Origin of the sequence: Thermoflavimicrobium daqui (assembly GCF_003313465.1) — a bacterium.
In the GTDB taxonomy this organism is placed as follows: Bacteria; Bacillota; Bacilli; order Thermoactinomycetales; family Thermoactinomycetaceae; genus Thermoflavimicrobium; species Thermoflavimicrobium daqui.
In genome coordinates this window covers 102,078-114,362 of record NZ_KZ845663.1, presented here as the reverse complement: position 1 = coordinate 114,362, position 12,285 = coordinate 102,078, and the positions used below count along the sequence as shown (strand labels likewise).

Genomic DNA, 12,285 nt, shown 5'->3' with positions numbered 1-12,285 from the left:
ACTACTCTTTATAAATTAAAATCTATTTTCATTATACTGTGCAATTGAACTGAAAGTCCAACTTTTCTTTTGCCCAACCGAACTTTCGAACTCGACATAAATTAGGAAATGAATAGTAAATTTTGATTAACAGGAGGGCGAGAGGTGACTTGTTCTAACAGAAATATATTATTAAATGGTGGATTTCGTCGTGGATTAGCGCCATGGGTGATACAAAATAGTAACCGTGTTCGTAACCCTATTTATCAAGGGGATGCTTCGATGTTGATGGGTATCTCACCGTTTACACGAAGTGTAGTTAAACAAAAAATACAGACTTCTGTATTTGAGCATCAATGCGCCTATTATTTATATTTTCGGGTATATAATGACAGTCCGATCCGTATCAAAGTCCAACTTTTTGCAACAGTCGTTTATTTAGACAGACGAGGTAATACACTTCGGACAACACCACTGATGATTACATTACCACAAGCAAAAAACAGACGTTTTTCTCCTTATTTTGTTATTGTTCCTTCTCCTCCTAAAGAAACTCATTCAATTAGTGTATCTTTTTTCCTTCCTCAAGGTCGGGTATATGTAGATTACATTCGCTTAGCTGCTCATGATATTTCAACACATTAGAAGTGGTTGTATATCCATTATATTTTAATGGAACTTCTTAGAGCCCAGCTCTTCGAAGTTCTTATCTTTATAAGAAAAAGAAGATGTCAAAATATATATGTATTTCTAATGTTTTCTGACGATATGTCTCTTAATCGATGAAGAAATGGCTAAATTCTTATTGTAATGGTAGAAAATCGAAAGTAAATCTTGTATACTGAATCGTGCATATCCAAAAGTTGAATGAGAATTTCTCTTCCCCCCATGAGAAATCGATTCTACTAGTAGTTTGTCAACAGAAATTGCCGCTACTTGGATTCTACATACTTTAGAGGGAGTGTTTGGTATTGAAAATCCTTGCTATTGCGGGTAGCATGAATCCGGGTTCGACTACAAAGCAATCTGTTAAGATTGTAATGGAAGCAGCCCAAAAGTATGGAGCAGAGGTAGAACTGTTCGATTTTAGAGAAAAACCACTTCCGATTTATGATAACCGTTCCGATGATTCAACTTATCCTGAATCAGTCCAACGTTTTAAAGCGAAAATGTTAGAAGCTGATGGATTTATCTTCGGATCTCCTGAATATCATGGTAGTATCTCTGGTGTCTTGAAAAATGCCCTTGACTTCATAGGTGCACGCGAACTAGAAGGAAAGCTTGTTGCTTTAGTAGCCACTGCAGGTGGTGCAATGGGAGCTACCAATACTTTAAATACATTGAGTATTATTTGCCGTACTTTACATGCTTGGCCTTTGCCGTCCATGGTTTCTGTTCCACGTTCATACATGGCATTTAACCCAGATGGCTCGCTGAAAGATGAAAAAATACAACAACGTTTAGAGGATTTAGGAAAAAGTTTGGTGGAAGCCATTGAAATCATGGGTAAAGAAGTACGTAAAATTTAACACGGAAATTGGATGTTTTATGATTAATAAGTGTGATAAAATAAAATTATCAGATAGTTATGTAGGAGGGGTTTACTATGCCAACGCCAAGCATGGAAGATTACTTGGAAAATATCTATAAGTTGATTGAACAGAAAGGATATGCCAGAGTTTCTGATATTGCCGAAGCGTTGGAAGTACACCCCTCGTCAGTAACGAAGATGGTACAAAAGCTGGATCAAAATAAGTACTTAGTTTATGAGAAGTATCGAGGACTCGTGCTAACCGCAAAGGGAAAAAAGATTGGAAAACGTCTAGTTGACCGACATCATTTATTAGAGCACTTTCTAAGACTCATTGGTGTAAGCGAAGAACAGATTTATGAAGATGTTGAAGGAATTGAACATCACCTAAGTTGGGATTCCATTACGTGTATCGAAAATTTAGTTGCTTTTTTGGAAAAGAATTCGGCGATTGTTGAACATTTACATGTACTTAAGGAAAAAGAGACGCAGGAAGAAACGGAAGATGTACAGTCACTCTAACCCATGGAACAATCCTTGGGTTTTTTTGTTTTCTCTTTCATAGAATGATGTTAAAGGATCAAAAGATTGGGGGAAATCTGTTATGTGGGCGGATGTTGTGTTTGAAGGTGGAGGGGTTAAAGGGATTGGATTAGTCGGTGCCTTATCAGTTGCAGAAAAAAAAGGATTTCGTTTTAAACGATTGGCAGGAACATCAGCTGGTGCCTTAATTGCCTCGCTCATCGCTGCTGGATATACAACCGAGGAATTATATCCCATTTTGTTAGAGAAAAATTTTATGGATTTGTTAGCTCCAACCTGGTTTAATCAAGTTCCATATATCGGACCTGCCTTCCGTCTTTGGTTGAAAAAAGGGATGTACCCTGGGGATGCAATCGAAAAATGGATAGATGATTTATTAAGAGTAAAAGGTGTGTATACTTTTGGAGATTTGCAAAACGGTAGGGAATTATTTGTAATTGCTTCAGATATTAGTCGTAGCCGGCTATTAGTTTTACCAGATGACATTGAGGAATACGGTATTTCTAGAGAAAAACTATCCATTGCACGAGCTGTTCGCATGAGCAGTAGTATCCCTTATTTTTTTGAGCCGGTCAAAATAAAACATCAGACTACGAAAAAGACGAGCTATATTGTAGATGGAGGTGTATTAAGTAATTTCCCCGTTTGGTTGTTTGATCGAGATGAACCACGATGGCCCACATTTGGTTTTTGCTTTCAATCTAATGCTAAACATGTGCATGAAATTGCAGGACCTTTTAGTATGTTTTTATCGATCTTCTTTACGATGTTAGAGGCACATGATAATCGAGCAATTGAAGGACAAGATGCATTACGAACGGTAATGGTTCCACCACTTGATGTGAAACTGACTGACTTTTCTATCAGTCGTGAAAAGAAAGAGGAATTATTTCGTGCAGGGCAGCAAAAAGCAGAAGAATTTTTCAAAGATTGGTCCTTTGATCAATATCTTCAGTTGCGTGGAAAAAAATAAAAATGATACTTGGAGGAAATACCGATGTCAATTGGTTTTAAAGAGATTTCACTAGAGGAAATTCAACAGCTTCCGCAGGAGGTAGTGGATTGGTTTTTGCAACAAAAAAAAGAGAAAGGGATTCATGTGTTTACATGGAAGGATGAGAACTATTTACTAATTACACTCGGGATGCGTCCAAATCCAGGATATCGTATAGAAGTAATAAATGTAGAAGGTGATGAAAAAGAAACGGATGTTTTCATTGAAGAGATTTTCCCGGATAAGGATAAATTTTATCCACAAGTTGTTGTTTATCCATTTGTATTGGCTGTAGTCAGTGGCTCCATACGTGTCTGGCTAGTACAACCTGATCGACAAGTTGTACGATTTCGTTAGAAAAAAGAAACCCTCTATATTTTATAGAGGGAGTAGATATTTAAAGTGATTTCTTTTTATTACCATCAATAACTCGAAAAGGATGGTCTTTTTTCTTTTGATTGCTAATCGCTCGAAGTGGACGTGTTTTTTTATCTTTGATATCTTTATTCCCTTTTTTGCGCTGACGCGTATAGGGTGGTCGATGTGAAAGGCTCATTTTTCGTAGCCACTTAGGTGGATACTTATATAAATAAATAACGATACCAATTAAGCCGATAGGTATCAGGATATTTAGGAGAAATATCCATAATGTGGATAAGGAGTTCCAAACTTTATGTCCAAAGCCGAGAGCAACCAACGCAAAAATGATAATACGCCATCCTTTTAAAGTGGACGGTCGAGGATGAGTCATGCAACCACCCTTTCATCATTGGCTAAAGTATGCCAAGTTTTAAGACGTGGAAGAAGAAAGATGGGTTGGAGCTGAGTGTTTCGAATATTTATTGCTTGCTACTTCTGCATCAAGTTCGCGCATACGGTTAAACGCTGCAATAGCAACTTCTACTTGATCGTCAGTAGGTTCTTTTGTAGTTAGTTTTTGTAACCATAAGCCAGGATATCCAAGATATCTAAGAACTGGGATATCACGTACGGCATTGGTAAACCGTAACACTTCATAAGATAAACCAATCACGATGGGAAGAAGTAGAAGCCGAGTCCAGATGCGATCCCAAATCGTATCATACTGAAAGAAAGAATAGACGATAACCCCAACAATCACAGTAAGAATGATAAAGCTACTACCACATCGATAATGTAGAGTGGATTGTTTTTGCACGTTTTTTATAGTTAACTCTTGACCGAGCTCATAAGTACTTATCACTTTATGCTCTGCGCCGTGATATTGAAATAAGCGTTTAATCAAAGGAGTTTGAGAAATAGCCCATAAGTACCCTAAGAGTAAGAGTGTTTTGATACCGCCTTCAATTACACTTTGTATCAATGGATTTTTGGTAAAACGATCAAATAAAATACTAGATAAAAAAGCAGGTAGTGCAGTAAAGATAACTTTTCCAATAATAAATGATAAAACACCTATTACAGCTACACTTAATACCACACCAAAACTCCAAGAAGAGGAAGTTTTATTTGTTGAGGAAGTATCTTGAGCACGGTCATTATCTTCTTCTAAATCTAGATCGTATACTTCTGTGGCATGCTGAAGATGCTTCGCTCCAGAGGCACTGGATTCAATCAATGAGACAATGCCACGAATTAAGGGGATTTTTTTGAAGATAGAAAGGGTGGGGTTTTCTTTTTTATATAATTCGTGTGTTTCGATTTCTCCATTTTTGCGTCGGATTGCTGTAACTTGAGTGTAACGGCCGCCGAACATCACTCCTTCGACTACAGCTTGTCCACCATATAGTACAGGTTTTTCAGCCACGTTTCGTACTGCACCACCTTTATTTTTTTCGTTAGTATCTTTATTTTATCATAAAGATGCTTGGCCTTGAATGTTTTCGAGCGATGAAACATTGGACAAAATACAAAAATCATGGGACAATAATTAATTATAAACATGAATTTTAAATCGAGTGAGAACTCTTATATCATCGGGCATAAAAACGATTCGTTTTTATGTAGAAATGGAATTTTACATAAGATTTATACCATATCAGGAGATGATCTCGTGGCAAATGTGCTTGTCCTACACGGTCCGAATTTAAATCTTTTGGGCAAAAGAGAGCCAGATGTATATGGAATAGCCACACTAGATGAGTTAAATCGTCGCTTAATTGAGTTAGGTACAAAGCTAGACTTAGACGTAACTTGTTACCAATCTAATATGGAAGGTGATCTGATTAATCACCTCCATTTTGCAAGTGAGAAATTTGATTATATTATATTGAATCCAGGTGCCTATACTCATTACAGTTATGCGATTCGTGATGCGATTGCTTCGATCGATATCCCTGTGATTGAAGTACATCTATCGAATATACATGCTCGTGAAGCTTTTCGGACTACATCGGTAACTGCTCCTGTCAGCCAAGGACAGATTGTAGGTTTCGGTTTAATGAGCTATGAACTTGCATTAATTTCGATTCAACAGAAATTGAATGAAGCTACAGATGTATAAGGAGTGGAAAGCATGGAAAAGCGATTAAAGAAGCTACGTAACCAGATGAATAAAGATGGAATAGAAGCCATTTTGATCACGCGTCCTCCCAATCGCCGCTATATTTCGGGGTTTACCGGCTCGGCAGGAACTGTACTTGTAACTCAAACAGAAATGTTTCTTTTTGTAGATACACGTTACACGGTACAAGCCAAATCACAAGCACCTAATTTTAAGACGATTGAATATAAACGTCATCCTGATCGCATTCCAACCATTGCAAAAGAATGTAATCACTTAGGAGTAACCGAAGTCGCATTTGAAGCTGAAGCAGTTTCATTTGCTGAATATCAAGCTTTACAAAAAGGATTAGCAGGATTACAACTTAAACCTGTAAATCAGTATGTTGATAAGCTACGAATGATAAAGGATGAGTCCGAAATAGCAACCATACGTCAGGCAGTCGCTATTGTCGATCGCGCTTTTGCACAAATTCTTAAAGAGATCAAACCAGGAATGACTGAAGTACAAGTTGCAACGCGTCTCGAGTTTTTAATGCGTGAGTATGGAGCCACCTCTTCATCATTTGATATGATTATAGCCTCAGGAAAACGCTCAGCTTTACCACACGGAGTCGCGAGTGACAAAGTGATTGAAAAAGGTGACCTAATCACTCTAGACTTTGGTGCACTTTACCAAGGGTATATATCCGATATGACTCGAACCATTATGATAGGAAAACCCAGCGAGAAACAAAAGCAAATTTATGATATTGTATTAGAGGCAGAAATGCGAGGTATTCAGTCGATTCGTCCGGGTATCTCTGGTGTCGAAGTCGATGCAGCTTCTCGAGACTACATTACGGCTTGTGGTTATGGTAACTATTTTGGACATGGGCTAGGTCATGGTATTGGCTTGGAAGTTCATGAAGGACCAACCTTATCCACTCAAAGTGAAGATGTGTTAGCTCCTGGTATGGTAGTAACTGTAGAGCCTGGAATTTATATTCCAGAACTCGGGGGCGTAAGAATCGAGGACGATGTTCTAGTAACTGAGTCAGGTTATGAAGTCTTAACCCAAAGCAAGAAAGAACTTATTATCATTGATTGAGTTTAAGTAGTAGGAGGAAGAAACATGATAAGTGTGAACGATTTTCGTACCGGATTAACGATTGAACTCGATGGAGATGTTTGGCAGGTTATTGAATTTCAACATGTGAAACCAGGAAAAGGAGCAGCTTTTGTTCGTTCAAAATTACGCAATTTAAGAAATGGAAATATTCAAGAGCGTACCTTCCGAGCTGGAGAGAAAGTACAAAAAGCATTAGTAGAAACTCGCCAAATGCAGTATCTTTATGAGAGTGGTGGGGAATATACTTTTATGGATAATGAAACCTATGATCAAATTACATTACCTGAAGAGCGTTTAAAATATGAGCTAAACTTCTTACAAGAAAATATGAATGTAAACTTAGTGATATTTAAAGGTGAGACCATTGGAGTTCAATTGCCCAATACAGTTGAACTAGAAGTTGTTGAAACTGAACCAGGAATCAAAGGGGATACGGTCTCAGGTGCTAGTAAACCAGCTAAGCTTTCGACCGGTTTTGTAGTGCAAGTCCCTCTCTTTATCAATGAAGGAGATCGCCTAATTATTGATACACGTAGTGGTGAATATGTATCCCGTGCTTAACGAGGTTTAGAATCTATTTTACCTAAAAATGAGAAAGTCTCTGTTACTGGCAGAGGCTTTCTTTTTACTCATAAGGTGAGGTGTTTGAAGTGAAAATTATCTCCATTGAACCTACTCCGAGTCCAAATGTGATGAAATTAAACTTAGATGAGAGTTTGCCAACAGGTACCAGCTATAATTTTACTTTAAAAAAGAAGGAAAATGCTCCGAAGTATATCATTGAGTTATTAAACATTGATGGAGTTACAGGTGTTTTTCAGGTGCTTGACTTTATCTCAATAGAAAGACATCCGAAAGCGGATTGGCAGACTGTCTTATCAAAAGCAAGAGTAGTTTTAGGAGAAGCTGGTCACATAGGAGTTAAAGAACAGCTTTCCCCAGCTGATACCAAACAGGAAAGTGAAGAGAGTAAGTCCCCCCAATCCTTTGGTGAAGTGATTGTATCTATTCAACAGCTACGGGGTATCCCTATGCAAATTAAGCTTGTGAAAGAAGGACTGGAAGAACGTGTCGGATTGCCTGATCGTTTTAAAGAAGCAGTGATGAAAGCACAAGCGGGGACTTCTAATTTGATTTTAGAACGAAAATGGGTGGAACAAAGTCCACGGTATGGAGAAATGAAAGATGTTGGAGCACAAGTATTAGAAGAGATTTGTGCTGCTTATGATCAGAAACGTCTCGATGAGTTAGTACAGCAAGTAATCGATGATGGTGAAGTGTTGATTCAATCGCAATCAGTAACTGCTGAACAAGTTCGACAAGCATTAAAGGAAGCCGAGTGGGAAAAACGTTATGCAGCTTTAGAAAGATGGGAGCCAACAGCTAGTCATTTAGACCTTCTAGATCAAGCCTTGAGTGACCCGAAACCTGCGATCCGTCGTTTAGCGGTTGTGTATTTGGGAATGATTGGTGGTAAAGAAGTCTTACCCTATTTATATAAAGGGCTACGAGATTCATCAGCTATTGTACGGCGTACTGCTGGGGATAGTTTATCCGATCTAGGCGATCCGGATGCAATTCCAGCTATGAGCGAAGCCCTTCGTGATCCGAATAAATTGGTTCGCTGGCGTGCAGCACGCTTTCTTTATGAGGTTGGAGATGATACAGCACTTACCGCTCTTAAACAAGCGATGAATGAGCCAGAGTTTGAAGTGCGAATGCAAGTGCAAATGGCTGTAGAGCGTATCGAAAAAGGGGAAGAAGCCAGTGGGACTGTTTGGCAACAAATGACCCGTGGGTTATCTCAAGAGAAAGAAGATAAAGAATAAAGATCAGTTTATCAGATTGGAATCACTTTCTTCATTCGTAAAGTGATTCTTTTTTTGTGGTAGAAAAATAGGGATAAACGAGATAGTTGAGCTGAATTAGACTTGGCATAGTCAGTTAGCTTGTGGGTAGCTTACTTAAATAAAAAACGAAAAATTTTGAGAAAGAGGGCTGTAAGTGCTGCGGCCATTAGAGGTCCGACTGGGATTCCACGTAAAAAGAGAATACCAAAAATGGACCCGATCATCATTCCTACAATTAATTGTGGATCCATTTTTAGCACATCTAACCCTTTTCCGTTCATATACGTAGCCAATGCTCCACCAAGCAAAGCCAAGATTCCAGAGACAGAAACAAAAACGGTAATAAAATCTTTATGTGAAATCCTTCCGGCTGCGAAGGGAACTAGAACGGAGATTGTTAAAAATAGTAATCCCAGTTCAAGCCCACGTCGTTCAACGGTTGGGAAAAAACGCTCAAAGTGTAGCATTTTTAGAATAAGTAAAAAGCTTGCTGCTGTTGTAATCAAAGGGGAGCGTCCAATAATGCCGATTAAGATCAGAACAACTAAAAAGATATCGCCTTTCATTTTTGCGCCGCTCCTGTCCACACAGTGTTTTTTTACACTGTATGTCCAAGCATCACAAAATATTAATAAACAATTGATTATTGTTTTTTAGTCTGAAACGATAAGCTAACGCCTTACCAAAAGTAGAAAGTATCAGATCTTAGCCCGCGACGGAGTGTTTCAAGAGACATGACTTCAGACGGTGGGATATTACCTAGGTTAACATCATTACCGATCCATTTAATCAATTGAATGTGTTGTTTTTTTTGCGGAGCTTCCCATATAACTTGGTTGAGATTGACATATTTAATCAATTGTTGTACATAATCAGCATCCATTTGTCCTTGTTCATCATATAATCCTACATTTTTTCCATCTTCTCTACCTTCAATTATTACATATGAAGCACCTTGCTCTAGATCGTGTTCATATAAGGAAAGGAATTCGGAGAGAGGTAAGAATGAATTTGCTTTTTTCTTCCCGATTTCGGTAATGACTTTGAGTCCATGTGAAATGGCTTGTTGAATCATCCAACTACGTTTTTGTAAAGTGATCTCTATGGTACCATCAGATATCTCAACCCATCTAAATCCAAAGTGTTTTACGGTTTTAAAATAAGTAGTAACATTTCCATGCTCACAAGCTACTTCAAAAAAGGTTCCGCCTGGGTAAAGATCAACTTGATACTGCCTAGCTAATGCTATTTTTTTTTGTAGGATGTCGGTAGGAGTAATAGCTGCAGTCCCAAAGCCTAACTTAATAAAATCGATATAGTCACCTGCCAATTGTAACAATTCTTCAAATGAATAAAGACCCATCCCGCGATCAATTAGACTGGTTATCCCTGTAATTCGAGGTTTTTTGTTCCGAGTTTGAGAACGATCCAACCACGCAGGATTCCAATCTTGGAGAAATATTGGCTCCATTCAATCACCTCGCTAATGAAAGTCATCATTAATTACATCTGGAATCGAAATTCATTTCCTATGTTTAGTATATTCTAAAAATTCGCTTAAATAAACAGTTATATCCTATTGTATGCCTAAAAATAGGATTGTAAAACTGCTACTCATGAAAGGATGCGTTGAAATAAATCGAACTTAAAAGAAATAGGGTTTCTCTAAGATGTTCTAAGTTGGTACATAGTTGGAGAAACCCATTGTAAGTAGCAAGAAAAGAACATTAAACTTTCTAAAGACAGATCATGTAACCAATAACAGCTGGAATTGAAAGGGATTACCTTTAGAATAGGAGCTAACTGGAAGGTTGAAATTTCTTTTTGCGGATCAGTAAGCGAGATCGTCCATCTTTGCCACGAAGACGTTGTGGACGATGGATAAAGACAGCAGCGCCTATACCAATTAGGATAAATAAGGCTGTCAGTCCGTAATATAACAAAAATGGCTGGGAAGATAGTCTTTCAAAGATCGGGGGACCAAAAGCGACCCCAAAAAAACGTACACTACCATAAAGCGAAGTAATGATTCCTCGTTCTTGCATGCCGATAGCTGATGTAATCAAGGTATTGAGACATGGGAGGATAAGCCCAGCACCAATCCCTAGGCAAAATGATACAGAGATCAGTAAGATTATTTGAGATACCCAAGGCAGAATTGCACTAAATACAGCCATAATCCCTAAGCCAATTAAAATAAACTTTTTCATTTGACTGGTTTTATTTTTGACATGACTTCCAGCCCAATATGAAACTATACAGAGTGAGGAAAGTGGAATAGCTAAAATAAATCCCTTTTTTACACCAGCAATGTGGTGGCTTTTTTCTAGGGTGTCTGATAAATAAAATAGGACACCAAATAAGGTTAAAAGAGTGATTGCACCTGCTAAAAAAGCGATAATCAACCACTTTCCCTGACGTTGAAAGATTTTGCGAATGTCAGTTCCATATTGTTTTAAGGGGATAGGATCTTGTTTGGCTGAAGGTTCTTTAATCACCTTCCAAAGTGCTATAGCTACGGGAATACAAAGCAAAGGAAAGACAAAAAACATGGTATACCAAGTAATTAACATCAATAAAGATCCAAGAATGGGGCTTAACACTTTTCCAAAAGCATTAGATGCTTCATTGATTCCTAGTACTTTACTCCGTTCTTCTTTTTGATATAAATCACTAATTAATACCATTGCGATCGGTGAGGTTCCTGCGGCTCCGATTCCTTGTAATATACGAGCACCTAGAAGAAACGGATAGGAGCCATTATTCCAAAAAGCAGAAATACCAGCAAGTAATCCACCTAAGCCATAAATAAGTAAGCTTACAAAGATCACTTTTTTCCGACCGATCCGATCTGCTAAGATACCTGTCACAGGTATGACGATGCCAGCAGGAATAGAAAAAAGAGTGATAAGTAAACTGACTTGGAATGAAGAAATGTCTAAAGATTTTTCGATTAAAGGTAAAGCAGGTATAATCATGGAATTCCCTAACACCATCATCAGTGGTATCAAACTGAGTGTAATTAAAGCAGCAGTGGTAGGGGTATTTTTCTGGGTTGAAGATGTCATGCATGTCACCTCTAGGTTAAATTATGTCCTTGTTAGCTTGCCCTGATTGCTCCCAATTATTGAAAAGTATGGGAGTCATTTTTTTAGGTGAGACTACTTGATAACATGAGGAAAGAAGGTGAGCTGACATGTATGAACGTTTGAGAAGAGAGATATCTTATGTTCGTGGGTTGTTAGAAGGAAATAATACAGTAGACCGTAAGTCCCTTTTTCGTCTCGTCGATGTTCTTGATGAGTTATTAGAAGCAACCCAGCATGTAGAAGCGCGTCTACGTGAGCTCGAAGATTATGTGGAAGAAATTGATGATGATCTTAATGAGTTAGAATTAGCTGTATATGAAGACACAGATGAGTATGATGAAGATTTAGAAGGGTTTGTAGAGATTGTTTGTCCAGAATGTGGTGAGGAAGTTTTGGTTGATGAAGAGGATTTAGACGATGCGGAAGTAGAGGTACTTTGCCCGAAATGTAATACTGTTTTAGTTGTTGAAGATGCTACAGACATTGAACCACGGCGTAGCGGTGTCAATGAAAGTTTAACTTAAATGATTATAGTCGGATCGATAAATCGATGTTTGCATATAAAGATACAAGATAGCAATTAACTATGATTTTGCTTAATAAATCATTGAAACTTTTTATGTATAAAGAACGACCATTGTTAAATGGATGCCAAACACTTATGGGCATCCATTTTTTTGCCTTTACATAGCACTCTTCTAATTTCA

At 38.0% G+C, this 12,285-nt stretch carries 15 protein-coding genes; 10 read left to right on the top strand and 5 right to left on the bottom strand.

Going from position 1 to position 12,285, the window contains the following annotated elements; all coding sequences use genetic code 11:
• Positions 1-144: 144 nt before the first annotated feature.
• The 5 genes from DL897_RS00615 (at position 145) to DL897_RS00595 (ending at position 3,404) form a co-directional block, all read left to right on the top strand.
• Positions 145-624 (top strand): hypothetical protein, encoded by a 480-nt coding sequence (locus tag DL897_RS00615; protein ID WP_113657193.1) that lies wholly within the window; start codon positions 145-147, stop codon positions 622-624.
• 326 nt (positions 625-950) lie between these two features.
• A complete protein-coding gene (locus DL897_RS00610) occupies positions 951-1,508 on the top strand; it encodes an NADPH-dependent FMN reductase (RefSeq protein WP_113657192.1) in 558 nt (185 codons plus the stop codon).
• 77 nt (positions 1,509-1,585) lie between these two features.
• Positions 1,586-2,032 carry a transcriptional regulator MntR gene (gene mntR, locus DL897_RS00605; protein ID WP_113657191.1) on the top strand — a complete coding sequence of 149 codons (447 nt, stop codon included), beginning with the start codon at positions 1,586-1,588 and terminating at the stop codon, positions 2,030-2,032.
• Between the two features lie 82 nt (positions 2,033-2,114).
• Positions 2,115-3,026, top strand: coding sequence for a patatin-like phospholipase family protein (locus DL897_RS00600; RefSeq protein ID WP_113657190.1), 912 nt, complete (start codon positions 2,115-2,117; stop codon positions 3,024-3,026).
• Positions 3,027-3,050: 24 nt separating this feature from the next.
• Positions 3,051-3,404, top strand: a complete 354-nt coding sequence (locus tag DL897_RS00595) for a protease complex subunit PrcB family protein (RefSeq protein WP_113657189.1) — start codon at positions 3,051-3,053, stop codon at positions 3,402-3,404.
• A gap of 40 nt (positions 3,405-3,444) precedes the next feature.
• On the opposite strand, the gene DL897_RS00590 is transcribed toward DL897_RS00595, so the two are convergent.
• Positions 3,445-3,798, bottom strand: coding sequence for a hypothetical protein (locus DL897_RS00590; RefSeq protein WP_113657188.1), 354 nt, complete (start codon positions 3,796-3,798; stop codon positions 3,445-3,447).
• A gap of 39 nt (positions 3,799-3,837) precedes the next feature.
• Positions 3,838-4,782, bottom strand: a complete 945-nt coding sequence (locus DL897_RS00585; RefSeq protein ID WP_113657704.1) for a DUF1385 domain-containing protein — start codon at positions 4,780-4,782, stop codon at positions 3,838-3,840.
• Positions 4,783-5,079: 297 nt separating this feature from the next.
• Between DL897_RS00585 and aroQ the strand changes: the two genes are divergently transcribed.
• From aroQ to DL897_RS00565, 4 genes are all read left to right on the top strand, one after another.
• Positions 5,080-5,529 carry a type II 3-dehydroquinate dehydratase gene (aroQ, locus tag DL897_RS00580; RefSeq protein ID WP_206186463.1) on the top strand — a complete coding sequence of 150 codons (450 nt, stop codon included), beginning with the start codon at positions 5,080-5,082 and terminating at the stop codon, positions 5,527-5,529.
• Between the two features lie 12 nt (positions 5,530-5,541).
• Positions 5,542-6,618, top strand: a complete 1,077-nt coding sequence (locus DL897_RS00575) for a M24 family metallopeptidase (protein ID WP_113657186.1) — start codon at positions 5,542-5,544, stop codon at positions 6,616-6,618.
• A 24-nt stretch (positions 6,619-6,642) separates the two neighbouring features.
• The gene (gene efp, locus DL897_RS00570) at positions 6,643-7,200 is read left to right on the top strand and encodes an elongation factor P (RefSeq protein WP_113657185.1); all 558 of its coding nucleotides are present in this window, start codon (positions 6,643-6,645) and stop codon (positions 7,198-7,200) included.
• An 89-nt stretch (positions 7,201-7,289) separates the two neighbouring features.
• Positions 7,290-8,468: a conserved virulence factor C family protein gene (locus DL897_RS00565; RefSeq protein WP_113657184.1), complete on the top strand. Its 1,179-nt coding sequence runs from the start codon at positions 7,290-7,292 to the stop codon at positions 8,466-8,468.
• Positions 8,469-8,599: 131 nt separating this feature from the next.
• Here the strand turns inward: DL897_RS00565 and DL897_RS00560 are convergent, their stop codons facing one another.
• The 3 genes from DL897_RS00560 to DL897_RS00550 all read right to left on the bottom strand — a co-directional run bounded on the left by DL897_RS00560 (position 8,600) and on the right by DL897_RS00550 (position 11,557).
• Entirely contained in the window at positions 8,600-9,055 is a 456-nt protein-coding gene (locus tag DL897_RS00560; RefSeq protein ID WP_113657183.1) for a DUF441 domain-containing protein, read from the bottom strand.
• Between the two features lie 113 nt (positions 9,056-9,168).
• Complete coding sequence (comA, locus tag DL897_RS00555; RefSeq protein ID WP_113657182.1) at positions 9,169-9,960, bottom strand: phosphosulfolactate synthase; 792 nt, start codon at positions 9,958-9,960, stop codon at positions 9,169-9,171.
• A gap of 328 nt (positions 9,961-10,288) precedes the next feature.
• Positions 10,289-11,557: an MFS transporter gene (locus DL897_RS00550; protein WP_113657181.1), complete on the bottom strand. Its 1,269-nt coding sequence runs from the start codon at positions 11,555-11,557 to the stop codon at positions 10,289-10,291.
• A gap of 128 nt (positions 11,558-11,685) precedes the next feature.
• Between DL897_RS00550 and DL897_RS00545 the strand changes: the two genes are divergently transcribed.
• Positions 11,686-12,102, top strand: a complete 417-nt coding sequence (locus tag DL897_RS00545; RefSeq protein ID WP_113657180.1) for a CD1247 N-terminal domain-containing protein — start codon at positions 11,686-11,688, stop codon at positions 12,100-12,102.
• Positions 12,103-12,285: the final 183 nt, after the last annotated feature.